Origin of the sequence: Pantoea sp. FN0302, from assembly GCF_050113775.1 — a bacterium.
Lineage (GTDB): Bacteria > Pseudomonadota > Gammaproteobacteria > Enterobacterales > Enterobacteriaceae > Mixta > Mixta alhagi.
Genome location: NZ_JBNJSM010000003.1, coordinates 394,643 through 417,695 on the forward strand (window position 1 = coordinate 394,643; position 23,053 = coordinate 417,695).

General features: G+C 51.6%; 24 protein-coding genes. 10 read left to right on the forward strand and 14 right to left on the reverse strand.

Translation table 11 applies throughout. The features are described from left to right. Nucleotides 1-77: 77 nt before the first annotated feature. Nucleotides 78-1,178, forward strand: coding sequence for an NADH:flavin oxidoreductase/NADH oxidase (locus tag ACQE32_RS14790; RefSeq protein ID WP_426973552.1), 1,101 nt, complete (start codon nucleotides 78-80; stop codon nucleotides 1,176-1,178). A 47-nt stretch (nucleotides 1,179-1,225) separates the two neighbouring features. Here ACQE32_RS14790 and ACQE32_RS14795 read toward each other — a convergent pair whose 3' ends face one another. Together ACQE32_RS14795 and ACQE32_RS14800 are read right to left on the reverse strand one after the other, a co-directional pair. Continuing rightward, nucleotides 1,226-1,732: a PadR family transcriptional regulator gene (locus ACQE32_RS14795; RefSeq protein WP_426973553.1), complete on the reverse strand. Its 507-nt coding sequence runs from the start codon at nucleotides 1,730-1,732 to the stop codon at nucleotides 1,226-1,228. Nucleotides 1,733-1,796: 64 nt separating this feature from the next. Then, entirely contained in the window at nucleotides 1,797-2,585 is a 789-nt protein-coding gene (locus ACQE32_RS14800; protein ID WP_426973554.1) for a siderophore-interacting protein, read from the reverse strand. A 210-nt stretch (nucleotides 2,586-2,795) separates the two neighbouring features. On the opposite strand from ACQE32_RS14800, the gene ACQE32_RS14805 reads away from it, so the two are divergent. Next, nucleotides 2,796-3,236 carry a DUF2231 domain-containing protein gene (locus tag ACQE32_RS14805; RefSeq protein WP_426973555.1) on the forward strand — a complete coding sequence of 147 codons (441 nt, stop codon included), beginning with the start codon at nucleotides 2,796-2,798 and terminating at the stop codon, nucleotides 3,234-3,236. Further along, nucleotides 3,233-4,543 carry a PQQ-dependent sugar dehydrogenase gene (locus ACQE32_RS14810; RefSeq protein WP_426973556.1) on the forward strand — a complete coding sequence of 437 codons (1,311 nt, stop codon included), beginning with the start codon at nucleotides 3,233-3,235 and terminating at the stop codon, nucleotides 4,541-4,543. The genes ACQE32_RS14805 and ACQE32_RS14810 overlap by 4 nt, the downstream gene beginning before the upstream one ends. A 40-nt stretch (nucleotides 4,544-4,583) precedes the next feature. On the opposite strand, the gene ACQE32_RS14815 is transcribed toward ACQE32_RS14810, so the two are convergent. After that, on the reverse strand, nucleotides 4,584-5,651 hold the full coding sequence (locus ACQE32_RS14815) for an alkene reductase (protein ID WP_426981978.1): 1,068 nt from the start codon (nucleotides 5,649-5,651) through the stop codon (nucleotides 4,584-4,586). A 607-nt stretch (nucleotides 5,652-6,258) separates the two neighbouring features. Between ACQE32_RS14815 and ACQE32_RS14820 the strand changes: the two genes are divergently transcribed. Together ACQE32_RS14820 and ACQE32_RS14825 are read left to right on the forward strand one after the other, a co-directional pair. Beyond that, nucleotides 6,259-8,403: an ornithine decarboxylase gene (locus ACQE32_RS14820; RefSeq protein WP_427022021.1), complete on the forward strand. Its 2,145-nt coding sequence runs from the start codon at nucleotides 6,259-6,261 to the stop codon at nucleotides 8,401-8,403. A gap of 243 nt (nucleotides 8,404-8,646) precedes the next feature. Next, on the forward strand, nucleotides 8,647-9,384 hold the full coding sequence (locus ACQE32_RS14825) for a LuxR family transcriptional regulator (RefSeq protein ID WP_250650847.1): 738 nt from the start codon (nucleotides 8,647-8,649) through the stop codon (nucleotides 9,382-9,384). On the opposite strand, the gene ACQE32_RS14830 is transcribed toward ACQE32_RS14825, so the two are convergent. After that, nucleotides 9,365-10,015, reverse strand: coding sequence for an acyl-homoserine-lactone synthase (locus ACQE32_RS14830; RefSeq protein ID WP_427022022.1), 651 nt, complete (start codon nucleotides 10,013-10,015; stop codon nucleotides 9,365-9,367). The two genes, ACQE32_RS14825 and ACQE32_RS14830, sit on opposite strands and share 20 nt — an antisense overlap. Nucleotides 10,016-10,373: 358 nt before the next feature. Continuing rightward, nucleotides 10,374-10,994 carry a TetR/AcrR family transcriptional regulator gene (locus ACQE32_RS14835; RefSeq protein WP_426973747.1) on the reverse strand — a complete coding sequence of 207 codons (621 nt, stop codon included), beginning with the start codon at nucleotides 10,992-10,994 and terminating at the stop codon, nucleotides 10,374-10,376. 316 nt (nucleotides 10,995-11,310) lie between these two features. Here ACQE32_RS14835 and ACQE32_RS14840 point away from each other — a divergent pair, with 316 nt between their 5' ends. Beyond that, nucleotides 11,311-12,531 carry a Tm-1-like ATP-binding domain-containing protein gene (locus ACQE32_RS14840; protein WP_426981979.1) on the forward strand — a complete coding sequence of 407 codons (1,221 nt, stop codon included), beginning with the start codon at nucleotides 11,311-11,313 and terminating at the stop codon, nucleotides 12,529-12,531. Between the two features lie 2 nt (nucleotides 12,532-12,533). Beyond that, nucleotides 12,534-13,364, forward strand: a complete 831-nt coding sequence (locus tag ACQE32_RS14845; protein ID WP_426973564.1) for a phosphoenolpyruvate hydrolase family protein — start codon at nucleotides 12,534-12,536, stop codon at nucleotides 13,362-13,364. 470 nt (nucleotides 13,365-13,834) lie between these two features. Here ACQE32_RS14845 and mltC read toward each other — a convergent pair whose 3' ends face one another. Genes mltC through mutY form a run of 3 tightly spaced genes read right to left on the reverse strand, consistent with a single transcriptional unit; the run spans nucleotide 13,835 to nucleotide 16,324 of the window. Beyond that, nucleotides 13,835-14,914, reverse strand: coding sequence for a membrane-bound lytic murein transglycosylase MltC (gene mltC, locus ACQE32_RS14850; protein ID WP_426973565.1), 1,080 nt, complete (start codon nucleotides 14,912-14,914; stop codon nucleotides 13,835-13,837). Nucleotides 14,915-14,963: 49 nt separating this feature from the next. After that, on the reverse strand, nucleotides 14,964-15,236 hold the full coding sequence (locus tag ACQE32_RS14855; RefSeq protein WP_085070177.1) for an oxidative damage protection protein: 273 nt from the start codon (nucleotides 15,234-15,236) through the stop codon (nucleotides 14,964-14,966). Next, a complete protein-coding gene (gene mutY, locus ACQE32_RS14860; protein WP_426973567.1) occupies nucleotides 15,236-16,324 on the reverse strand; it encodes an A/G-specific adenine glycosylase in 1,089 nt (362 codons plus the stop codon). Before mutY ends, ACQE32_RS14855 begins: the two co-directional genes overlap by 1 nt. A gap of 154 nt (nucleotides 16,325-16,478) precedes the next feature. On the opposite strand from mutY, the gene trmB reads away from it, so the two are divergent. The 3 genes from trmB (at nucleotide 16,479) to ACQE32_RS14875 (ending at nucleotide 18,387) form a co-directional block, all read left to right on the forward strand. Next, nucleotides 16,479-17,198 (forward strand): tRNA (guanosine(46)-N7)-methyltransferase TrmB, encoded by a 720-nt coding sequence (gene trmB / locus ACQE32_RS14865; RefSeq protein ID WP_426973568.1) that lies wholly within the window; start codon nucleotides 16,479-16,481, stop codon nucleotides 17,196-17,198. Beyond that, nucleotides 17,198-17,524 (forward strand): YggL family protein, encoded by a 327-nt coding sequence (locus ACQE32_RS14870; RefSeq protein WP_250650839.1) that lies wholly within the window; start codon nucleotides 17,198-17,200, stop codon nucleotides 17,522-17,524. The genes trmB and ACQE32_RS14870 overlap by 1 nt, the downstream gene beginning before the upstream one ends. A gap of 149 nt (nucleotides 17,525-17,673) precedes the next feature. After that, a complete protein-coding gene (locus tag ACQE32_RS14875) occupies nucleotides 17,674-18,387 on the forward strand; it encodes a DUF2884 domain-containing protein (protein WP_426973569.1) in 714 nt (237 codons plus the stop codon). Nucleotides 18,388-18,447: 60 nt separating this feature from the next. Here ACQE32_RS14875 and ACQE32_RS14880 read toward each other — a convergent pair whose 3' ends face one another. The 6 genes from ACQE32_RS14880 to ACQE32_RS14905 form a co-directional block, all read right to left on the reverse strand. Beyond that, a complete protein-coding gene (locus ACQE32_RS14880; RefSeq protein WP_426981980.1) occupies nucleotides 18,448-19,134 on the reverse strand; it encodes a hypothetical protein in 687 nt (228 codons plus the stop codon). Between the two features lie 17 nt (nucleotides 19,135-19,151). After that, nucleotides 19,152-19,589 carry a DUF5675 family protein gene (locus ACQE32_RS14885; protein WP_427022023.1) on the reverse strand — a complete coding sequence of 146 codons (438 nt, stop codon included), beginning with the start codon at nucleotides 19,587-19,589 and terminating at the stop codon, nucleotides 19,152-19,154. A gap of 425 nt (nucleotides 19,590-20,014) precedes the next feature. Continuing rightward, nucleotides 20,015-21,151, reverse strand: coding sequence for a radical SAM family heme chaperone HemW (gene hemW, locus ACQE32_RS14890; RefSeq protein WP_426981982.1), 1,137 nt, complete (start codon nucleotides 21,149-21,151; stop codon nucleotides 20,015-20,017). After that, nucleotides 21,144-21,737, reverse strand: coding sequence for an XTP/dITP diphosphatase (locus ACQE32_RS14895; RefSeq protein WP_427022024.1), 594 nt, complete (start codon nucleotides 21,735-21,737; stop codon nucleotides 21,144-21,146). The genes hemW and ACQE32_RS14895 overlap by 8 nt, the downstream gene beginning before the upstream one ends. A gap of 35 nt (nucleotides 21,738-21,772) precedes the next feature. Next, nucleotides 21,773-22,324, reverse strand: a complete 552-nt coding sequence (locus tag ACQE32_RS14900; RefSeq protein ID WP_250650834.1) for a YggT family protein — start codon at nucleotides 22,322-22,324, stop codon at nucleotides 21,773-21,775. Between the two features lie 12 nt (nucleotides 22,325-22,336). Further along, on the reverse strand, nucleotides 22,337-23,044 hold the full coding sequence (locus tag ACQE32_RS14905; protein ID WP_427022025.1) for a YggS family pyridoxal phosphate-dependent enzyme: 708 nt from the start codon (nucleotides 23,042-23,044) through the stop codon (nucleotides 22,337-22,339). Nucleotides 23,045-23,053 lie beyond the last annotated feature (9 nt).

A 23,053-nucleotide genomic window follows, 5' to 3' on the forward strand; every position in this document is an offset into this window, starting at 1 on the left:
GGACGGGCTATGATCGGCTCTCTTTTCGGGCTGACCGGCTCGTCCGGATTTACTTTTCCTGAACGCAAGAGGTTTAAATGTCAGGTTTATTTTCACCGTTTTCTTTGAAAGACGTGACGCTGCGTAACCGCATTGCGGTACCGCCCATGTGTCAGTACACCGCCACCGACGGCCTGAGCAACGACTGGCATCGCGTTCACTACAGCGGGCTGGCGCGCGGCGGCGCGGGACTGGTGATCGTTGAGGCAACGGCGGTAGCGCCGGAAGGCCGTATCACCCCCGGCTGTCTGGGCATCTGGAACGACGAGCAGGCAGAGAAACTGGCGCAGATCGCCCGTGATATTAAAGCGGCAGGCGCCGTACCAGGCATTCAGATCGCACACGCCGGACGTAAGGCAAGCGCTAACCGTCCGTGGGAAGGCGATGACCATATTGCCGCCGATGATGGTCGCGGCTGGGAAACCATCGCGCCTTCCGCTGTTGCCTTTGGCGCTAACCTGCCGCAGGTGCCAAAAGCGATGACGCTGGAGGATATTGCCCGCGTACGTGAAGATTTCGCCACGGCCGCCCGTCGCGCTCGCGATGCTGGTTTTGAATGGCTGGAGCTGCACTTTGCGCACGGCTATCTGGCGCAGAGCTTCTTTTCAGTACAGGCTAACCAGCGTCAGGATCAGTATGGCGGCGACCTTGCTGGCCGCAGCCGCTTTATGCTGGAAACCCTGGAAGCAGTGCGTCACGTGTGGCCGGAGAACCTGCCGCTGACCGCGCGTTTCGGCGTGATTGAGTATGACGGTCGCGATGAAGAGACGTTAGCGGAGTCGATCGAGGTAACGCGTCAGATGCGTGCCAACGGTCTGGATCTGCTGAGCGTCAGCATCGGCTTCTCTACGCCGGATGGCAATATCCCGTGGGGCCCGGCTTTCCTGGCACCGATCGCTGAACGCGTACGTCGTGAAGCGCAGATCCCGGTCGCTTCCGCCTGGGGCATCGATGCACCGGCGATTGCCAACCGTACCGTTGAAGAGCAGCAGCTGGATCTGGTTATGGTGGGCCGCGCTCATCTGGCAGATCCGCACTGGCCTTACAAAGCGGCGCTGGCGCTGAAGCAGGATAAAGCAGCCTGGGTGCTGCCTGCGCCATACGCTCACTGGCTGGAACGCTATCGCACCAGCGAGTAACGCAAATCACTCACTTCCGGCCTCGCCGGAGGTGAGTTTCCCTCCGGCTAACTGCGTTCGATCTTTTTTGCGGCCTCATCCAGCACATCAATAATGGCATACAGCGACTGCTGCGAAATAGTCTCCTCGGACAGACGCGTGTTTAAGGCGGTGCGCATATTATGAATGGCACGCTGTACTTCCGGCAGGCTGCGGTTATTGGCCAGTACCGCCAGCGACTGCATGCGGTCAATCACGCTCTCCAGCTGGGCCTGGTGCTGCTCCAGAAAATCTTTGCCTTCAGCAGTAATCCAGTGGTTTTTCTTGTTGTTATCTTCCATCTTCGCGGTAACGTAGCCCATCTCTTCCAGCAGCGTCAGATTGGGATAAACCAGGCTGGGACTGGGCGCATACTCGCCGCGTGACAGCTCTTCTATCGCCTTAATAATCTCATAGCCGTGCGCCGGCCGCGTCTCCAGAATACGCAGAATAAGCAGGCGTACTTCCGTTGCGTCCAGCAGCCGCTCTTTACGTTTTTTATGGGCAAAAAAAGCAGAACCGTTTTTATCTTTCATCCGTTTTTTCCTTTAACCTGGGGTTAAACAGGTAACAATCCCGGCCTTCCCAGCCGGGAAAAGATCACTTCTGATGCCAGTAAGCCACGCCGCGCAGATAGTTTTCATTTATCTGACGTTCCCCGATCAGATCATCAAGCAGCGCTTTTACCCGGGCGCCTTCGCCGGTGAGCCAGAGGAAATATCCCTGCTGCGGGATCGTCAACTGCCGTAGCGCATGCCGTGCGGCATCAACATCGCCTGCGGGCAGAAAGTGACAGGTCACGCCCGCCAGCGAGGGCAGGTAAGCTCTGCTCTGCGTTTCATCCGCCATAATCATGACGTGGATCTCTGCATCTGGCTGTGCTGCCTGAATTTCAGTCAGGCGACGGTTTAATGCGGGCAGGCTGGATTCATCACACAGGTAGAGCTGAAACGCATAGTCCAGCGGCATACAGAAAGAGCCACGCGGGCCGCCAATCACCAGCGGATCGCCGGGCTGCGCTTTTTCTGCCCAGCCGCTGGCGAGACCGCCTGGATGGATAAAGAAATCGATGGTCAGCGTATTGGCTGCTGCATCCCAGGTCAGCGGCGTATAGTCGCGCGACTGCGGACGCTTGCCTTCCGGCCATACCACGCCCTGATCGCTGATTTCCGGCAGCAGCAGCTCGCCGTTTTCTGCATCAGGGAAAAAGAGTTTGATGTGGTCATCGAAGCTGTGGGAATTAAAGCCCTGCAGGTCGTCGCCGGTGAAGCAAATACGGTAGAAACTGCCCATCTGCGTCTTGTGCAGTACACGCAGCTGCCGCAGTTTTAGCTGATTTTTTCTGCGTGTGGGAAGGGGCCATTCCTGGGTAAAGATCTCTGCGCTCATCGCCGTCGCCTTATAGTGAAGTAAGAGCAGAAACATATCTAAGATATATCTTTATCACAAGCGCCTTTTGTGCGCCTTTTGGTAAAGATTGACTATTTTTTTGCCTGTTTGTTAACCGAAACGGGTTATTTTTACTACGCTTTTGCAGTACTGCGTTACGGCTGTAAATGTTTTGCTGCCGTTTTTTCTTGTTACTTCAGGAGCCTGCCAATGAACCCCTATGCGACCAGACGTCACTCTGCGTTTGCAGTGGCGCTGTATGAATTTCTTAATCCTGTTCCGCTGGGCTTTTTCGTCGCTGCCTGGATTTTCGACATTATTTACTTCAATAGTTACAACCCAATGTGGACTAAAAGCGCCAGCTGGCTAATTGTGTTTGGGCTGATTATTGCCATTATTCCCCGGCTGATTAATCTGGTGCAGGTATGGGTAGGTGCTTCATGGCCGCAAACCTCGCCGGTAAAAATTCATTTTTGGGCCAATCTTCTGGCGATCGTGCTGGCGATTTTTAATGCCTTTATTCACAGCCGCGATGCTTATGCCGTGGTGCCGACAGGCGTGATCCTTTCCACGCTGGTGGTGGCGCTGCTCTGTCTCGCCAATATCCAACTGGCCCTGCGCCTTCGTAGTGCAGAAGGAGCGACACGATGAAAAAATTACTCTTGCTCGCCGTCTCTTCCGCGCTGCTGTTAAGCGGCTGTGATGAACAGGCTACCATCGATCCCAGCCAGCAAATGGGCCCCGATCCGGTATTGCCGAAGGCGCAGGATTTTCTGATCCCGCCAATGCAGGTGCCGAAAGGGGTTGCCTGGAAGCAGGGCGAAGCGCCTAAGGTCGCCAGCGGTCTGCAAATTACCAAAGTGGCAGATGGTCTGATGCACCCACGCCAGGTTTACGTACTGCCTAATAATGATGTGCTGGTGGTTGAAGCCAACAGCCCAGGCTCGAAGCCAATAAGTATGCCGAAACAGCTGGTGATGGGAGTGGTGCAGCAATCGTCCGGAAAAGGCGGGAAGGGTGGCAACCGCATCACGTTGCTGCGCAATTCCAGCGGCGACGGCGTGACCTGGGAGAAACATGTTTTTCTTGAGGGGCTGCATTCGCCGTTTGGCGTACAGCTGGTGGGCGATACGCTCTATGTGGCTAATGCCGACAATATCATGCGCTATCGCTATGAAGAGGGTGCGACACGCATTACCGACCCCGGCACTGAGGTAACCGATCTGCCTGGTGGGCCGCTTAATCATCACTGGACCAAGTCGCTGTTAGCCAGTCCGGATGGCAGCAAGCTGTATGTGGGCGTCGGCTCCAACAGTAATGTTGGCGAGAATGGGATCGGCGCGGAGTATCGCCGGGCGGCGGTGCTGGAAGTGGATACCGCTACCGGCGGCAGCCGTATCTATGCCAGCGGCCTGCGTAACCCCACCGGGCTACAGTGGGAACCACAAACCGGCAAACTGTGGGCGATCGTTAACGAGCGTGACGAGATCGGTGCCGATCTGGTGCCCGACTATCTGACTTCGGTACAGGAAGGCGGCTTTTACGGTTGGCCCTATAGCTATTTTGGTCAACATATCGATCATCGCATTATGCCGCAGCGTCCCGATTTGGTGAAAAAAGCGATTAAGCCGGACTATGCCTTAAGCTCGCATGTGGCGCCGCTGGGCCTGATATTTTATACCGGCACCACGCTGCCGGAAAAATATCATGGCGGTGCCTTTATCAGCGAGCACGGCAGCTGGGATCGGACACCGCTGAACGGCTATCGCGTATCGTTTGTCGCTTTCCAGAATGGCCGTCCGGTTGGTAAGCCGGAGCCGGTGGTCACCGGTTTCCTGACGGACGATCATAAGGAAGTTCGCGGCCTGCCGGTGGGCCTGGCAATGGATAAGCAGGGCGGCGTGCTGATTGCGGATGATGCCGGGGATACCGTCTGGCGGGTTAGCGCGGCACGGTAATGAGCGGTTCCCGGAGCGCCGCTGGCACTCCGGGAGAAGATTAATCCGCGAGGAAAGGATAATCGGTGTAGCCGCGCTCGTATGGCGGCTCCATCCGATAGAGGTTGTCACTATCCAGCGCGTTTAACGGCGCCTGATGCGCAAAGCGCGCCACCAAATCCGGATTCGCGATAAACAGTTTGCCAAAGCTCACGGCATCAGCGCCCCCTTCTGCAATCAGCTTTTCCGCTTCTTCACGCGTAATTCCCTCGTTCGCAATAAATGCGCCGCTAAACTTCTCGCGCACCAGCGGTCCAATAGGCTCCGCCTGCGTTAACGCTTCACGGGCAAAAATAAAGGCCAGCTTGCGGGCATCAAGCTGTTCTGCGACATAGCCAAACAGCGCGCGCGGACTGGAGTCTGACATGGAATAGGCATTAGACATCAGGTTTAAATGCACGCCAACGCGATCGGCGGGCCAGACCTGCAGAACCGCATCGACCACTTCCAGCAGGAAACGGGTACGGTTTTCAATCGGGCCGCCATACTGGTCAGTACGCTGGTTGGAGCCATCATGCAGAAACTGATCGATCAGGTAGCCGTTGGCAGCGTGAATATCGATACCGTCAAAGCCCGCCCGTTTGGCGTTTTCTGCAGCCCGGCGAAAATCTTCCACAATAGCGGCGATCTCGCTGGTTTCCAGCGCGCGCGGCGTAACGTAAGGGCGCTGTGGACGAACCAGCGTCACGTGACCCTCAGGCGCAATGGCCGAAGGCGCTACCGGCAACTCGCCGTTAAGGTGAATCGGATCGGAAACCCGGCCTACATGCCATAGCTGGATGATAATCTTGCCGCCAGCCTGATGCACCGCATCGGTGATTTGACGCCAGCCAGCAACCTGCTCCTCGCTCCAGATGCCCGGCGTATGAGGATAGCCCACGCCCTGCGGTGAAATTGACGTGGCTTCAGTCACGATTAGTCCTGCGCTGGCGCGCTGCACGTAGTGTTTTAGCATGATTTCATTTGGCGTACGTGCTTCAACCGCACGCATCCGCGTCAGCGGTGCCATCACGATACGATTTTTTAATTCCAGCGCGCCGATTTTTACCGGCTGGTACAAGCTTGTCATAATTACCTCATCCATTCAGTGAGCGTCAGACTTCAGTGAAATCATCATGCGGAGTGGGAGGTGGAGCGTCAATGCATAGCGGTGCAGCGGGGGAAGGGGCAGCATATTCTGTTAAAGTTAGATACGCTTTTTATGAATAAAAAATCACTATTATTGTGATAAAAAACACTATCTTATAAATTAGTATTTTAAATTCAACTTATTAACTTTTTATGATGTGATTGTCTATGCAGATTTCAGGGTTGTTTCCCGCAATAAAAAATGACATCATGACGCCACTTTTTTATCGTGCATCGTTATTGCGGGAGTGAGCGCTATGTTCGGATCGTTGCAAGCCCAGCGCCGCTGCGCCCGTGGTTATCGATCGCGGCGTGGACACGCTTCCTTTTTCCCTTCGGCAAACTCTCTATTCACCATGCGGTGAGGTTAATCTACGCTCCCTGTTGGACATGAGTAAAAACAGACGTGCTCTGATTTTACTGATGTCTATCGGTTGCAGCTGGAACCCTTTTGGCTTCGCATCCTCTCGACATCTTTCGCCGGGAAACTGATTCCCATTGCTGTGCCTTGCGCACCCGCTCATCCTTGACGCCTGAGGATTTGTGTTATGACACCATTGAAAATAGCTGCCAGCGCCGCGCTGGTGCCATCACTTCCTGTTGGACGAGAGATCGTTGCGCTCGATAAGACAGACTTTACCGATGTAGCGGCGGTCGTGGTTTCTGTTGCGGACGCGCGTAGCGGCATGTTGGGGTTATTACGCCATACTGGCTTTACGTTTCCGGTATTTGTGGCGGTGATGCAGCCCAGCGAAACGGTGGATCTGCCGCAGGTAACAGGCGTGCTGGACGGCAGCGCTGAGTCACTAACACAGCTGATGCAGGCGGCGGATAACTATGAAGCGACGCTGCTGCCGCCGTTCTTCGATACCCTGACCAAATATGTCGCCATGAATAATAGTACTTTCGCCTGTCCGGGCCATCAGGGCGGTGCCTTTTTCCGCAAGCATCCGGCGGGGCGTCAGTTTTATGAGTTTTATGGCGAAAATCTGTTTCGCTCGGATATGTGCAATGCGGATGTCAGACTAGGCGATCTGTTGATTCACGAAGGGTCGGCGAAAGATGCCCAAAAATTTGCCGCCAAAGTTTTTAACGCGGATAAGACCTACTTTGTGCTGAACGGCACCTCCAGCGCCAACAAAGTGGTTACCAATGCGCTGCTGACGCGTGGCGATCTGGTGCTGTTCGATCGTAATAACCATAAGTCTAATCATCATGGCGCGTTGATTCAGGCGGGCGCGACGCCGGTTTATCTGGAAGCGGCGCGTAATCCTTTTGGTTTTATTGGCGGTATCGACGCGCGCTGTTTTGATGAGGCATATTTGCGTGAACAACTGCGCCGCGTTGCACCGCAGCGCGCCGAAGAGGCAAGGCCGTTTCGCCTGGCGATCATTCAGTTGGGCACCTATGACGGTACGGTGTACAACGCCCGTCAGGTGATCGATCGCATTGGCCACCTCTGTGATTACATTCTGTTTGATTCTGCCTGGGTGGGCTATGAGCAGTTTATTCCGGTGATGGAAGCCTGTTCGCCGCTGCTGCTTGAGCTTAATGAAAACGATCCGGGAATATTTGTTACCCAGTCGGTTCATAAGCAGCAGGCGGGGTTTTCACAAACGTCGCAGATCCATAAAAAGGATAACCATATTCGCGGACAGCGGCGCTTTTGCAGCCATAAGCGGCTGAATAATGCGTTTATGCTGCACGCCTCAACCAGCCCTTTTTATCCCTTATTCGCCGCGCTGGATGTGAACGCCAAAATGCATCAGGGCGCAGCAGGACGGCGGCTGTGGCATGAGTGCATTACGCTGGGGATTGAAGCGCGCAAAGCGATTCTGTCCCATTGCAGCCTGATCCGTCCTTTTATCCCGGAAAGCGTGGATGGCCAACCGTGGCAGGCAGCGCCAAGTGAGCAAATTGCTCTTGATGTCCGTTATTTCAGCTTCGCGCCGGACGAAAAATGGCATGGATTTGCCGGCTATGCGCCGGGCCAGTATCTGATCGATCCCTGTAAGCTGTTGCTGACCACGCCCGGTATCGATGCCGCCAACGGTGAATACAGCAGCTTTGGCATTCCGGCTACGATTCTGGCTAACTACCTGCGTGAAAACGGCATCGTGCCGGAGAAATCGGATCTGAATTCCATCCTTTTTCTGCTGACGCCTGCGGAAAGCGCAGAAAAAATGGCTCAGCTGGTGGCAATGCTGGTGCGTTTTGAACAGCACATCCGCGAAGATTCGCTGATGAGCGAGGTTCTGCCGGTGCTGTACAGCAAACATGCTGACCGCTATCGCGGCTATCGTCTGCGTCGCTTATGCCAGGAAATGCACGATTTGTATGTGAGCTATGGTGTAAAAGATTTACAGAAAGCGATGTTTCGTCAGGCCAGCTTGCCGCAGGTCAGAATGAACGCGCAGGATGCTAATCAGGCCTTTATTCGTGGAAATGTTGAGTTGGTGCCTGTCGCACAGGCGGAAGGTTTGATTGCTGCAGAAGGCGCATTGCCTTATCCACCCGGCGTGCTGTGCGTGGTGCCCGGCGAAGTGTGGGGCGGGGCAGCATTGCGTTACTTTTTAGCGCTGGAAGCGGGCATAAACCTGCTGCCGGGTTTTTCACCGGAACTGCAAGGCGTGTATACCGAAACGGACAGCGAGGGCGTGAAAAGGTTATATGGATATATCATTACAGAATGAGGGTTTATCTTGACGCTAGACAGTTAACTGTATGATAATTTTTAGATAAATTTTCCCTGGTGTTGGCCAAATGGCAACCTGATCTCATATGGTCAGGTTTTTTTTTGCGTGTAATTTATTCTTTGTCTTTTACTTTCATACACTTTACGATGTATGTACCATGGTTGTAAGTTACACTTTAGTATAGGGGTCCTGCATTAGCGGGAAAATTAAGGAAGATACAACGTTATTTTGAGGTTATGGATGTCACTATTTTTTTCAGAAAATCAGGCGATCATCGACACCGCACAGCACTATTTCGATAGCGAATTAAATCAGCTTGGCGATTTAAAATATGCCTATATGGTTTTAAATAAAAAGAATCCCGCTGACATGGTGATTATTTCAAACTACCCGAAAGAATGGGTAGAGATTTATAAAGAAAATAATTATCAGCAAATTGATCCTGTGGTTATTGCATCCTTTACGCGTATTTCGCCTTTCTCATGGGACGAGAATATCACGATCAATAGCGAGCTAAATTTTTCCAAGATTTTCAATCTATCTAAAAATTATAAGATCGTTAACGGTCATACTTTTGTTTTACATGATTATTACAATAACCTTGCCTTGCTTTCTATTTTAATGAATGAAAATCATGTTCATGAAACCGAAGCGATTGTTGCGCAGCATCAGGAACAGTTACAGATGCTATTGATCAAAGCGCATGACAAGGTCATCTCGCTCTATAAAGAGATGGATGATAACGCTGCCAGTAAAAAACAGGTGAGTAAAGATATTTTCTCACCGCGTGAAAATGAAATTCTTTACTGGGCCAGCGTTGGGAAAACTTACCAGGAAATAGCGCTTATCCTGGATATCAAAGTAAGCACCGTAAAATTCCACATTGGCAATGTTGTCAAAAAACTGGGCGTGATGAACGCAAAACATGCCATCAGGATGGGTATTGAACTACAGCTAATTAAACCTGCCGCAGGTTAGGCTGAAAAGCCAGCGGCCACTTAGCTAACTCTTTGTCATCAAAAAGTTTATCCTGATTGGATTTCTCAATAAGTATATCGCGGTTTTTATCGTCAACCGGTAAAAACACGATATAAATTTTTTCTTTTTTCTCAGACAGCGTTTGCTCAACTACTGAAATTTCCCAGCCGGAACGTTTCAATATACGCAGCATCGCATGACTGACCAGGGTATATATGCCTTCATAACCATAATGACGCGCATAATTTACCATTGCCAAAAAAAGCATGTTACTGACGGGATATTGATAAAGATCGGAAGAGCGAGCGCGCTCTTTATCAACAAAGAAACGGCTGGATTCTATATAGTTTCCTGCAGGCAACTCAACATTATTAAACCAGGGTGCAAAGGTATGGCTGATCATATTAGGGTAGCGGGTTTCGATAAATCTTACGCTGCATAATACGTTATCGTTATGAATACCGAACACATATGTTGTATGTTCGTTATCATACTCATCAAACTCCATACCATTGATGCAGTTAACTGCCCAGTCCAGGCGATCTTTGAAGGTTTCCTTCCTCAGGATAAATAGCTCGCTCGACCTTTGCTCTGATAACTTTTGGTAGTTAATGTCAAGAAAATTTATCATGCTGACTCCATTTCGATGATGTTGTTTTGCATCTGAATTACAAAACCTAATCCGGAGCGTAAACTATTCCGGTAAAATCCTGCCCTGATTTTCGCTTTTTCCGACGCGCTTGTACAGCGTACAAAGAATGTGTTGTGCAGAGAGGATAGAGGAAAGGCGTACCTCGTTTAAACATAAGGCAAGGGCTTTGTCTGTACCAGACAAAAATTTAGAGCGTCAGCTAACTGCGCTTTAGCCAGCAACGCGAAGATCTATGCAATATTGACTGGCTAAGAAATAACCTATGGCAATTTACCCGACAGGCAAATGGCCCAAACTGACGCACTTTGATAAGGCCGAAAGGGAAAGCCGCAACGATCTACTTATCTGCAGCCGATTCCAGCTGCGCATCTTCCCGCGCCTGACGTACAATAGCCTTAGCGATCCAACGCGCCACGCCCTGCAGAGAGTCATCATCACAACCCCAAATATCTTTCATTACCAGAAAGATCTCAGAACCATATACCAGCGATAACGCATACATCACTTTCTGCAACAGCTCCGGGGAGAGTTCAGTTTTTAGCGGCTCAACCACACGCTGCAGTGTTTGCTTACGATTACCGCGTACCAGCTTTTCTTTCACCAGCGGCAAATCCGTTGAGCGAGACTGCGCCCACTGCGTCAGGGATAAGTGCAGCGCTGCACGGAGCGTACCTTCATGTTGCAACATGCGTGGGAAAGCGAAAGCCAGTAATTCATCAATACGATCGCTGACATCGGGTTTTGTCGGCTGGAAATTTTTCATCGGGCTCAGCGTTTCAGTGACTATGGCTGAAACCAGCGCGCTTTGTGTAGGGAAGTAACGGTATGCTGTGGCGCGTGATAGCTGGGCTGCCTGAGCCACTTCGGTAATAGAAGGAAAGCTACCGCTATCAAACATTTTCATTGCCGTTTCAATTAATAGCCTGCGCGTACGGGCGCGCGTGGACGTCATCGGCATATCTGCCTGGGTGTCCCTTTCAACCACTTTAACCCCTTGTTTTCTCTGTTTGGACTCAGAGTCCGCTGATTCGCCAAGCTCTGTTGGCACTATAACAGAACTCATAATATTAACAGCCAACATTCGTCCTGTTTAATCATCAGTTTTTTCTCATTATTGTTGAGACGTGCATTTCATTCGCTTGATTTAACATTCAGGACGATGATACTGTTGTCTCGAACGGACGGTCTTCCCTCCGCTTATAAAGAGCATTTTGGTTTTTATTTCAGTTTTATCAAGCTTTTAATGGCTTTTGTGACAGGAATGGTTAACAGAAATGAAAGAAGAAACCGGTTATATCTACATTGCTGCTACAGCGGATACTAAAGGAAGGGAACTGTTTTACGTTCGTGATTTGATTAGAAAAACTGGCTTGCAGGCGCTGACGGTTGACTTATCAACTCAAGCACTTAGCACCAGTTCCGCTGCTGATGTGAAGCCAGAAGAGGTGGCGGCTTTTCATCCCCAGGGTACGGAGGCCGTTTTTTGCGGCGACCGTGGCCGCGCGATCGAGGCAATGGCGCTCGCTTTTCAGAATTACCTTAAAACCCGTAAAGACGTTGTCGGTCTTCTCGGTTTGGGCGGTTCAGGCGGCACCGCGCTGATTACGCCAGCGATGCAGGATTTAGCGGTCGGCGTGCCGAAAGTGATGGTCTCGACCATGGCCTCGGGCGATATCGCAGGCTATATCGGCGCCAGCGACATCAGCATGCTCTATTCCGTAACCGACGTGGCGGGCCTTAACCGTATTTCACGTCAGGTGCTTGGCAACGCTGCACATCAAATCGCAGGCGCTGTGCTGTTCCAGCCGGAAGCCTGTGCAGATGATAAACCTGCGCTTGGCTTAACCATGTTTGGCGTAACAACGCCCTGTATCCAGGCAGTAAGCCAGCAGCTGGAAGATGAGTTCGATTGTCTGGTTTTTCATGCCACCGGCAGCGGCGGCATGGCGATGGAAAAACTGGCGGATAGCGGCATGCTGGCCGGCGTGCTGGATCTGACCACTACTGAAGTTTGCGACCTGTTAGCCGGTGGCGTACTGGCCTGCGCTGAAACGCGCTTTGATGCTATCGCCCGCTCACAGGTGCCTTATGTTGTTTCCTGCGGCGCGCTGGATATGGTCAATTTCGGTCATCCGTCCAGCGTGCCGGAAAAATATGCGGACCGGCTGTTTTATCATCATAACGCCCAGGTCACGCTAATGCGCACCACACCAGGGGAAAACCGCGCGATGGCGAAGTGGATTGCCGCCAAGCTTAATCGCTGCGAAGGGGAAGTACGGTTTTTAATTCCGGAAGGGGGATTTTCCGCTCTTGACGCGCCGGGGATGCCGTTCTGGTCACCTGAAGCAAACAGGGCGTTTATCTCTACGCTGGAAGCAGAACTGATACCAACCGAAAAAAGAAAAATAATACGATTACCTTATAACATTAATGATGCAATGTTTGCTGACGCTGCAGTTGAAGCGTTTCGTACCATCAACACCAGGGAGTTCTAATCATGCCTGCGTTAAACCGACAGGAATTGCTGGAAAATTTTCGTGCAATGATTGCCCGAGGCGAACCGATCATTGGCGGCGGAGCGGGCACCGGCCTCTCCGCCAAATGTGAAGAAGCGGGCGGCATCGACCTGATCGTTATTTATAACTCAGGGCGTTATCGTATGGCGGGCAGAGGCTCTTTAGCAGGGCTGTTGGCCTACGGCAACGCGAATGAAATCGTGGTCGATATGGCAAAAGAGGTGTTGCCGGTAGTGAAAAAAACACCGGTACTGGCGGGCGTAAACGGCACCGACCCTTTCTGCCATTTTGATAAGTTTCTGGACGATTTGAAGGCGCTGGGTTTTTCCGGCGTACAAAACTTCCCAACGGTAGGCCTGATAGACGGTAATTTCCGCGCAAATCTGGAAGAGACCGGTATGGGCTACGGACTGGAAGTTGAGATGATCCGTCTGGCGCATCAGAAAGATATGCTCACCACGCCCTACGTTTTTAGCGAGCAGGATGCGGTTGCAATGACCGAGGCGGGCGCAGATATTATCGTGCCGCATATGGGATTAACCACTGGCGGAAATATCGGCGCAGAAACCGCGCTGAAGCTGGAGGATTGCGTTCCGCTGATCACGGCCTGGGCCGAGGCGGCAAAAGCGGTGCGGGAAGATATTATTGTGCTGTGTCACGGTGGACCGATTTCTACCCCGGAAGATGCGCAATATATTATGGATAACTGCCCACTGTGCGACGGTTTTTATGGCGCCAGTTCGATGGAGCGGTTACCAACAGAAGTGGCTTTAACTAATACAACTAAGCAGTTTAAAAGTATTCAGCGTTAATTTTTAGCGCCAACATCAGGGTTTTATTCAGAAACGTCAGGCGGGTATTCCGCTTACGCAACAGTAAAAGGGCAGCCGGGTGATGGGCTGCCCTTTTTTAATATTACCATTGCACATTAAAACCCAGCGTCAGGGTATCCGTCCGGTAGTTGTCGGGTTTATATAACGGCAGACCCGCCAACGCAAAACTGATGCTGCCATTGCGGCAAATCAAGGATGAAATGCGGTCACTTTACCGGCGTTCGTAAAGTGGGCGCTTCCTTCCGCCTCGAATTTATCGCTGGCTTCCATTTCACCTGCGTTAAAAATTCCCTTGGCCTGTATAGCAGCAATATTGCGACCACTAACCGGGGCGTGGTTATTGAAGTTGTCGCTGCTTGTAATATTGATGCTTTTTTAGTCAGTAGGTTGTTATAGTTATTAACCGGAAAAGATAAAAAAGCCAGCACTTGAGGCTGGCTTCTTTAAAGTTAAAAGCGGTTGTAGCTGCGCTGAGCATGGCTGACTTTATACAGATAGCGGCGTGACTCAGCGGACGGGTGGCGGGTCGTCAGGGTTTTGTAGACGTCATCTGGCGACAGGGCGTTGATTTGCGCAAAGGCCCGATCTTTATCGCTGGAGAAGACGCGCAGAACGCTGCCTGCGCCGCCGTTATAGGCGGTAATTACCGCATAGCGGCGTGATACCGGATTAGCAATACCCGCCAGATAGTTGCTTTGCAAAATCGACAGATAGGCAGTGCCGGTATCAATATTATTTTCCGGATCGAACAGATAACTACGGCTTGGCTTGCCCCATTTACCTTTCATTCTGAACACGTCAACTCCGGCAGAATGCTGAACCACCTGCATCAGACCCAGCGCGTCGGCATGGCTGACCGCATACGGGTTAAAACTGGATTCGATTTGCATAATCGCCAGGATCAGAGACGCATCCACATTATATTTTTCCGCCGCCTTACGTACCATCGGCAGATATTTGTGCGCACGCTTGTCGAGGTGGTTAGGCACCATTGGAATGGTGACCGACCAGATCACATGCAGGCCGGAAACGCGGCGCTGAAGCTTGTTCTGGATCAGATAATCCGCGAAGCTGGCGGCGCGCCCCTGCCAGCGAATAGGCTGACCGGTATTATCCAGTACCTGACCATACAGCAGCGGCTCTTTGCTGAGCTGCACATCATTGGCATCAGAATAGAGATCGACATTGCCGGGATCTTCACCAATCAGCAAGGTGGTGATAATCGCCTGACGCAGACTGACTGTCGGATCGGTACCTGAGATGGTCTCAATGGTAATCGAGCCCTTTTCGAAGTTGATATGGCTACGGGTGTAATAGTTATCGCTGTACTTAACGTAGTCTTTTGGTCCGGCTATCAGAACTTCGTTGATGCCCCAGATGTTCTCAATGTTATGAGCAAACTGGCCCATCAATATATCGAAGCCGTTGGTGTCTTTTACCCATTCCTCATGGAAGGTCTGTTTTTTACTTCCTGAGCAGGAAACCAGCAGCGGTGCTATCACTAGCAAGGCAAGAAATTTTTTTTTCATCGTATCTGCGCTGAACCCAAAACAGGGGCCTCAAATGAGGCCCAAAATGTTATTTCTCTGGTGGGGTATAACCTTCGATGTGCACATCTTTGCCTTCAAACAGGAAATTCACCATTTCCTTCTCCAGCACTTTGCGATCTTCTGGGTTCATCATGTTGAGTTTCTTTTCGTTAATCAACATGGTCTGCTTACTCATCCACTTTGACCAGGCCTCTTTCGAGATGTCATTGTAGATGCGTTTTCCCAGTTCGCCTGGGTAGAGCTGAAAATCTTGACCTTCAGCTTCACGTTGCAGAAACGTACAGAAAATAGTGCGGCTCATTACTCTTCCTCTTCAGAAACGCGCATATGCAGCGATATTTGCTGGGGATGCCGCAATTCTTGCAGCAGGCGTTCGACCGGTGCGGCTAAACCCACGGCCGGTGGTTGCGCTAAGTTATACCAGAGACCCGCGTCTTCATCCATCACCGCGCCCGAGGATGGCAGTTCCAGCCACATTGGCACAATATCCAGATGGAAATGGCTAAAAGTATGGCGAAAAGCAGTTAGCTGCTGTAACGCGGCGCTGCGCATGCCGCGCGCGGTGAGCCAGGCGCGTAATTCCTCTTCGTTAGCGAACTGTGGAAAGCAAAACAGGCCGCCCCACAGGCCAACAGGCGGGCGCTGCTCCAGCCAGACTCCCTCGCCGCGCTGCATCAGCAGCATATAACCGGTGCGTTCCGGCAGCGTCTGCCGGGGCTTTTTGCCGGGGTAGCTGGCCCAGCTTCCCTCGGCATAAGCCATACAGCCGTTATTCAGCGGACAAATTTCACATTTGGGCTTTGAGCGCGTGCAAACCAGCGCGCCGAGATCCATCATCGCCTGATTAAACTCACTGACGCCAGCCGCAGGCGTGACCTCTTCCGCAATCTGCCACAGGCGTTTTTCCACCTCTTTCTTGCCCGGCCAGCCGCCCACCGTATAGCAGCGTGCCAGCACGCGCTTTACGTTGCCGTCCAGAATCGGATAGTGCTGGCCCAGCGCCAGCGAGACCACGGCGCCTGCGGTAGAGCGGCCTACGCCGGGCAGGGCGGCAACCTCATCAAAAGTTTCAGGGAAAATGCCCTGATGACGCTCGGCAATGGTCTGCGCCGCCTTATGTAAGTTGCGCGCACGGGCGTAATAACCAAGGCCGGTCCAGAGGTGAAGCACCTCATCCAGCGGCGCTGACGCCAGATCGTTGACCGTAGGAAAACGCGCCATAAAGCGTTCAAAATAGGGGATCACGGTGGCGACCTGGGTTTGTTGCAGCATGACTTCGGAGAGCCAAACCTTGTAAGGCGTTTTGGCCTGTTGCCACGGCAGGGTTTTACGTCCGAAGCGCTGATACCAGTCCAGCACCTGCTGCGCGAACTGTTGCGCTTGCATCATGAGAAGGAAAATTTCCGTTATTGCTCTACACTCAGGCAGGCATTCCAGCATAGACATTGCGCGGAGTAAACCGGAACTTTGCAAGTGCTTGCTTCTGTCCGGTAACTTTGCATAATGCCCGTTTTCCTGAATATGCAGACAGGCAGGCAACGACATGATTAATGACGTCATCACACCGGAATTTGATGAAAACGGGCGCCCTTTGCGTCGTATCCGCAGCTTTGTGCGTCGTCAGGGTCGCCTGACAAAGGGTCAACAGCAGGCGCTTGATACCTTATGGCCGGTTATGGGCGTAGAGTATCAGGCGGAGCCGGTGGATCTGGTGGCGTTATTTGGCCGGGAAGCGCCGGTGGTGCTGGAGATTGGCTTTGGCATGGGCGCATCGCTGGTAGCGATGGCCAGCGCAAACCCGGAACAAAATTTCCTTGGAATTGAGGTTCATGCGCCAGGCGTAGGGGCCTGTCTGGGATCGGCGCAGGAAGCAGAGCTTAAAAATCTGCGCGTAATGTGCCACGATGCGGTTGAAGTGCTGGAAAAGATGATCCCGGATAACGCATTGCGCATGGTGCAGCTGTTTTTCCCCGATCCCTGGCATAAAGCGCGCCATAACAAACGCCGCATTGTGCAGGTTCCGTTTGCCGAGTTGGTATTACGTAAACTGAAGCTGGGTGGCGTATTTCATATGGCCACCGACTGGCAGGAATACGCTGAGCACATGCTGGAAGTGATGAGCAGCGTAGAGGGATATCAGAACCAGTCCGCCACCAGTGATTATGTGCCGCGTCCGGAAACGCGACCATTGACGAAATTTGAGCAGCGCGGGCAGCGACTGGGCCACGGCGTATGGGATTTAATGTTTGAGAGGATTAAATAATGGCAATACAGCGTAGCCGCCGTTTACGTAAAAAGCTGCATATTGACGAGTTTCAGGAATTGGGCTTTTCTGTTGCCTGGACGTTTCCGCAGGGTACTGCGGTAGAAGAGATCGATACGACCGTTGATGCCTTTATTCATGAAGTCATTGAGCCTAACGGACTGGCGTTTGACGGCAGCGGTTATCTGCAATGGGAAGGTCTGGTATGCCTGCAGAAAATCGGTAAATGTACCGATGAGCATCGTGAACAGGTTCGTCAGTGGCTGGAAGCGCGCAATATGGAAGGTGTAAAAGTCACTGAACTGTTTGATGTCTGGTGGGACTAAAAGCTAAGTCAACGCGCATACTGGCAATTCAGGCGCGTTAAGTGAGCGCCTGAAGCGGGCAGGCCGCACTGAAAACGCGCCTGGCCAATGACAGCATCTGTTTCACAGGCGCACGGGAAATGAGTCCTATAACGAACCCAGGAGTCTTTATGATGCGTAAAGCGCTGACGGGCGTACTTTTGCTGGCTGCGGTGCAGGCGCATGCAGCTTATGAATGCCCGGTGAAGCCGCAGGATGATGTGGTTATCACGCCGCAGTCGGTACAGGTAGTGGGCGCCAGCGGTAATCTGGTGATCTCTCCGGTGGGCGATCTGCAATACAACGGCAAGCAGATTCAGCCAGATACGGCGACACGTCAGAAAGCAGTGGATTATCAGGCGGCGCTGCGTCGTGATTTGCCGTGGGTGGATCAGGGCGCATCGAAGCGGCTGGAGAAAGGCCGCGTGGCACTGGATAAGGTAGTTGTGGAGAAACTTGGAGCCAGCAGCAACGTGCGCAAGCGGCTTACCACGCTGGATGAGCAGCTGAAGCAGCAGATGAACCGTATTATTGAGCATCGCAGCGACGGCTTAACCTTCCACCATCAGGCTATCGATCAGGTTCGTGCTGACGGGGAGCGTCTGGTGCAAAGCAGCTTAGGCGGCGTCGTGCAGGACAGCCTGAACGAGATGGGCACAAAACAGGCCAGCCAGAGCGATAATCCGTTGCAGGCGATTATGGGTAATCTGGGCGGCTTGCAGCAGGCGATTCAGGCAGAATGGAGTAACCAGGAGCAGGATTTCCAGAACTTCGGTCGTGAAGTCTGTAATCGCGTAACCGCCCTGGAAAACCAACGGAAAGCGGTGTTAGCCGGAATTAAATAGTAAAATGCCCTGACGGCCTCAGAGGGCTGGCAGGGCGCTTATCGTAAGCTCGCCCTAACTTTAGTTAAAAGGTAAAAGGTACTTTATATTTATATAACCTTTTGTATCTCCTAACTTATTTTCTTTTTGATCATCATATATTGTAGCGTAAATCCATTTCTCATTAATGGTTTTGATTTTTACCAGCCGGTCTCTGATAGTAAAGGTTTTAACGTAATCGGCATTATCGTTAGGCTCTAAAAGGAAGTAACCCTTTTTATATTCTGGATTTAGATAATAAGAGGTAAGAAAAGGTCTGGCACCATTATATCCACAGCGCCCCATCTCTTCATAAGCAGTTGTGTCAGAAGCTTTTGCTGAAAAGTCAGGGATAAAATCCAATAAAATCGCCATATAGTTCTCAGTGCTACATTCAATATAATGCTCTGGATTTTTAAGAAAAACGGTTCCTTTTTGATTAACGAACCACTCTTTATGTAATAAGAAATTATCAGGGATTACCTTGAAATTTCGAATTACAAATTCAATAGCTTTTCTTTGATTTTTTAGGCGGATATCAAACACCTTGCCCCAGGAAGAAGAAGTTTCGGCCGGGAAAAAGCGCAAGGCTAATTCCGGTTCATTTACCGTACCTTCCCCGTTCCACTCTGCTTTCCAGTAAGCCTGTAAAATACCTTCACTGCTCAATTCCTGCGCCTGGATTATGGGGGAGAACAATAAAAATAACAAAAGGGTAAATTTTTTCATGTTATTTCCTTCCGCCTTTATCTGTTTCCATCTACATAGTGGGATGTGATAATTACTTTGAAATTATTGATTCCCTTAGACAACATAAAAGATTTTATACGATCATATACCGTTTTACTGACTTCAACACGATCAAAAAGCTTTACACGGCCAGGCAATAAGCAACCTTCAGTATCTGAAGGTTCGTTACCTGGGTGGATAAGTATCCAGCGGCTTAGCGGTACCTGTGCATTATAAAGTTGAGGAAGAGGGCTGTGCTTAGAAAATTTATTACTGGTGTGCCAAACGAGGCTGTAACTTCCTTCTGGGATTCTTTTTTTTAAATCCGCAGTAATCGTATCAGGTCCGGGACATTCCAAAAAATAACCTCTAATGTCTGTGCCAGGGATACTGAATTCGCTAATGGTAGATAACGTGGTTTGCCATTTTCGCTGAACGAATATCGTGTACGTCATAGCCATAACCTCCTTGTTATGTAAAGTCCGTATCTCTTTAAGTAGTCAGCCGGAACTTTATAAATACAATGTCCAGAATGCTGTCAGGATGGGTTAAACGCCATAGCATTTTGTGAAATAAGTTATTAACCAGAAGGAAAATATTACAGGGAGAAATAAATAATACATTATCAAGATCTTACACTGAGACATAACCCGCTGAAATCATCGATTTTGTTTATCTGAACGAGGAACTCAGGGCCGTTTTAATCGTGATTCGCTGTTTTAAAATTAACAGGAAAGGGGATATTGCCGGGCTTTGCAATGATAAGAAAATCATTCCTGTCTGATAGCAATAGTCAGGTGTCAGAGGAAATAAAAAAGCTCAATGTGCCTGCTAAATAGATCAGCCAGTCACAATGAGCTTTGCGCTTTAATTAAAAAGATTATTCCGCCAGGAACAGTTCCAGCAACGAATTAAGGAACAGCTTGCCTTTCTCCGTTACCTGCCAAAATTGTGGCGTTTCCGTCAGGTAGCCTTTCTCCAGCGCACTATTCAGCTGCGGTCGAATAATGGTTTCATCCAGACCGGTATAACGTGTAAAGTCGCCGCGCGGCGCTGGCTCCAGCAGGCGGAAACGGTTCATAAAAAACTCAAAGGGCTTATCTTCGTCCGCCACCTCATACTGCTTATCCAGGTAATCTCCTGACATAAAGCCGCGTGGATGGCGCGTTTTTATGGTACGCACGATCCGGCCATCCGGCTGCGTTAGCTTGCCGTGCGCGCCGCAGCCAATCCCCAGATAGTCACCGAACCGCCAGTAGTTCAGGTTATGTTCGCAACGATAGCCAGGTTTGGCGTAGGCTGACGTTTCATACTGCTCATAGCCCGCCGCCGTCAGCAGCTGATGGCCCTGCTCAAAAATATCCCACAGCGCGTCATCATTAGGCAGCACTGGCGGACGCGAGGCAAACAGCGTATTCGGCTCAATCGTCAGCTGATACCAGGAAAGGTGCGGCGGATTAAGCGCAATCGCCTGACGCAGGTCGTCCAGCGCCTCGGTTAGCGATTGATCGGGCAGACCGTGCATCAAATCAAGGTTAAAACTACGCAGCCCAAGGCCGGCAGCCAGGTGAGCCGCGCGCTTTGCCTCTTCCGGGCCATGAATGCGACCAAGACGCTGTAGCTTAAGCGGACTAAAGCTCTGTACGCCGATGGAAATACGGTTTACACCAGCCGCCTGATAAGCGCTGAAACGATCGGCTTCCACCGTACCGGGATTCGCTTCCATGGTAATTTCTGCCCCGGCAGCCAGCGGCAGACGCGCCCGCACGCCGTCCAGCAGCAGCTGCATGGCGTGACTGCTTAACAGACTGGGCGTACCGCCGCCGATAAAGATCGTGGCCACTTCACGTCCGTGGGTTAACGGCAGGTCGCGATCCAGATCGGCCAGCAGGTGATTAACATATTCCTCATGCGGCACTTCGCCTTTTAAGGCGTGCGAGTTGAAATCACAGTAGGGACATTTCTGCACGCACCAGGGAATATGAATATAGAGGCTGAGCGGTGGAAGATTAGCCATTACGCATCGCTTCCAGCAGCAGAGTCAGCGCCTGGCCGCGATGAGAAACCGCGTGCTTTTCCGCTTTGCTCAGCTCAGCTGCGGTTTTGCCCAGTTCAGGGGCATAAAAAATCGGATCGTAGCCAAAACCGCCAATGCCCGCCGGCGTGCGGATAATTTCCCCGCGCCAGCTACCGTGGCACACCAGCGGTGTCGGATCGGTTGCATGACGCAGATAAACCAGCACGCAGTGAAACTGCGCCTGACGCTGGCCTTCCGGGGTATCCTGCAACGCATCCAGCAGCTTCTCCAGATTTTGCCGATCGCTGGCCGCCTCGCCGGCGTAGCGCGCCGAATAGATCCCAGGCGCGCCACCGAGCGCATCTACCGCCAGACCTGAGTCATCGGCAATGGCTGGCAGGCCGGTTACCTGGGCGGCATGGCGCGCTTTCAGAATGGCGTTTTCAATAAAGGTTAAGCCGGTTTCCTCTGCGGGCTCTACGCCCAGATCGGTTTGCGCCACAATATTCAGGCCAAAATCAGCCAGCATATCGGCCAGTTCACGCACTTTACCCGGGTTACCGGTGGCGAGGACAACTTTTTGCATATCAGTTCCAGAAACGTTTACGGCGATAACAACAATTACAGCTGCGCCCAGCCAGGGATGAAATCCATGCCCAGGAAGTTCAGCATATAGAGGATCAAAATGACCACCATGGCGGAGAAGTCGATACCGCCCATTGCCGGCAGGAAGCGACGCACAGGTGCCATCAGCGGTTCGGTCAGCTGAATCAGTACATAATCCACCGGATTACGACCCTGACTTATCCAGCTCATTAGCGAACGGACGATAATCACCCAGAATACCAGGACGCCAGCCGCTTTCACCAGCGAGACCAAACCGAAATAGAGGAACACCGGATCGAACAGGAAAACGCTGCTCTGAAGCGCGAAAACCAGGGTAAACATCAGCACGCTAAGCACATAGGCCAGCAGCAGCGATGCGGTATCCAACGGACCGACAGAAGGGATAACGCGGCGTAGCGGCTTGATTACCGGCTGGGTAATTTTGACTACAAACTGGGAGAACGGGTTATAAAAATCGCATCTTGCCCACTGCATCCAGATGCGCAGCAACAACACTTTCACGTACAGATTAATCAGCGTCGTTACCAGGAAAGTCAACGTCAGCATGAGGTTCCTCAATTATTGTTGTGGGGGAGTGGTGCCGTAATCACGCACACCGAAAATAGCGGTGCCGATACGAACCATGGTACTGCCTGCCGCAATCGCGGCCTCCATATCGTCGCTCATTCCCAGAGAAAGTGTATCGACGGATGGATAATGCTGTTTCAGCGAGGCCAGCGCATCCGCCATCTTCTGACAGACCGCCAGCTGACGCTGGTAATCTTTTTCCGGCGCCGGAATCGCCATCAGTCCGCGCAACCGCAAATGCGGCAGCGCTGCAACTGCCTGTGCCAGTTCCGGCAGCGCCTCAAGCATAATGCCCGATTTACTGTTTTCGTCACTGATATTTACCTGAATTAACACATTCAGCGGCGGCAGATGTGGCGGACGTTGATCGTTCAGGCGCGTAGCGATACGTAAGCGATCCACCGTATGACACCAGGCGAAATTCTCCGCCACCAGACGGCTCTTATTGGATTGCAGCGGACCGATAAAGTGCCATTCAGGGTCACTGTGGGCTAACACCTGAATTTTATCCACGCCTTCCTGAACGTAATTCTCACCAAAGGCAAGCTGTCCTGCCTGCAGGGCTTCTGCGACAGCGCTCGCAGGTTTGGTTTTACTGACGGCAAGCAGCGTAATTTCTTGTGGATCGCGGCCGCAACGCGACGCCGCCGCGGCGATACGCTGGCGAACTTCCTGTAAGTTGTGCTGAATAGAAGTCATAGTCAGGAG

Bases quoted from the DNA above. Each gene is read 5' to 3' on its own strand.
- ACQE32_RS14830 (WP_427022022.1), bottom strand. From the start codon at position 10,015: ATGATAAATTTTCTTGACATTAACTACCAAAAGTTATCAGAGCAAAGG.
- ACQE32_RS14800 (WP_426973554.1), bottom strand. From the start codon at position 2,585: ATGAGCGCAGAGATCTTTACCCAGGAATGGCCCCTTCCCACACGCAGA.
- ACQE32_RS14855 (WP_085070177.1), bottom strand. From the start codon at position 15,236: ATGAGCCGCACTATTTTCTGTACGTTTCTGCAACGTGAAGCTGAAGGT.
- ACQE32_RS14900 (WP_250650834.1), bottom strand. From the start codon at position 22,324: ATGCTGACGTTGACTTTCCTGGTAACGACGCTGATTAATCTGTACGTG.
- mutY (WP_426973567.1), bottom strand. From the start codon at position 16,324: ATGATGCAAGCGCAACAGTTCGCGCAGCAGGTGCTGGACTGGTATCAG.
- ACQE32_RS14840 (WP_426981979.1), top strand. From the start codon at position 11,311: ATGAAAGAAGAAACCGGTTATATCTACATTGCTGCTACAGCGGATACT.
- ACQE32_RS14905 (WP_427022025.1), bottom strand. From the start codon at position 23,044: ATGACTTCTATTCAGCACAACTTACAGGAAGTTCGCCAGCGTATCGCC.
- ACQE32_RS14835 (WP_426973747.1), bottom strand. From the start codon at position 10,994: ATGCCGATGACGTCCACGCGCGCCCGTACGCGCAGGCTATTAATTGAA.
- ACQE32_RS14885 (WP_427022023.1), bottom strand. From the start codon at position 19,589: ATGACGTACACGATATTCGTTCAGCGAAAATGGCAAACCACGTTATCT.
- ACQE32_RS14825 (WP_250650847.1), top strand. From the start codon at position 8,647: ATGTCACTATTTTTTTCAGAAAATCAGGCGATCATCGACACCGCACAG.
- hemW (WP_426981982.1), bottom strand. From the start codon at position 21,151: ATGGCTAATCTTCCACCGCTCAGCCTCTATATTCATATTCCCTGGTGC.
- ACQE32_RS14895 (WP_427022024.1), bottom strand. From the start codon at position 21,737: ATGCAAAAAGTTGTCCTCGCCACCGGTAACCCGGGTAAAGTGCGTGAA.
- ACQE32_RS14790 (WP_426973552.1), top strand. From the start codon at position 78: ATGTCAGGTTTATTTTCACCGTTTTCTTTGAAAGACGTGACGCTGCGT.
- ACQE32_RS14870 (WP_250650839.1), top strand. From the start codon at position 17,198: ATGGCAATACAGCGTAGCCGCCGTTTACGTAAAAAGCTGCATATTGAC.
- trmB (WP_426973568.1), top strand. From the start codon at position 16,479: ATGATTAATGACGTCATCACACCGGAATTTGATGAAAACGGGCGCCCT.
- ACQE32_RS14805 (WP_426973555.1), top strand. From the start codon at position 2,796: ATGAACCCCTATGCGACCAGACGTCACTCTGCGTTTGCAGTGGCGCTG.
- ACQE32_RS14845 (WP_426973564.1), top strand. From the start codon at position 12,534: ATGCCTGCGTTAAACCGACAGGAATTGCTGGAAAATTTTCGTGCAATG.
- ACQE32_RS14880 (WP_426981980.1), bottom strand. From the start codon at position 19,134: ATGAAAAAATTTACCCTTTTGTTATTTTTATTGTTCTCCCCCATAATC.
- ACQE32_RS14815 (WP_426981978.1), bottom strand. From the start codon at position 5,651: ATGACAAGCTTGTACCAGCCGGTAAAAATCGGCGCGCTGGAATTAAAA.
- ACQE32_RS14810 (WP_426973556.1), top strand. From the start codon at position 3,233: ATGAAAAAATTACTCTTGCTCGCCGTCTCTTCCGCGCTGCTGTTAAGC.
- ACQE32_RS14820 (WP_427022021.1), top strand. From the start codon at position 6,259: ATGACACCATTGAAAATAGCTGCCAGCGCCGCGCTGGTGCCATCACTT.
- ACQE32_RS14875 (WP_426973569.1), top strand. From the start codon at position 17,674: ATGATGCGTAAAGCGCTGACGGGCGTACTTTTGCTGGCTGCGGTGCAG.
- mltC (WP_426973565.1), bottom strand. From the start codon at position 14,914: ATGAAAAAAAAATTTCTTGCCTTGCTAGTGATAGCACCGCTGCTGGTT.
- ACQE32_RS14795 (WP_426973553.1), bottom strand. From the start codon at position 1,732: ATGAAAGATAAAAACGGTTCTGCTTTTTTTGCCCATAAAAAACGTAAA.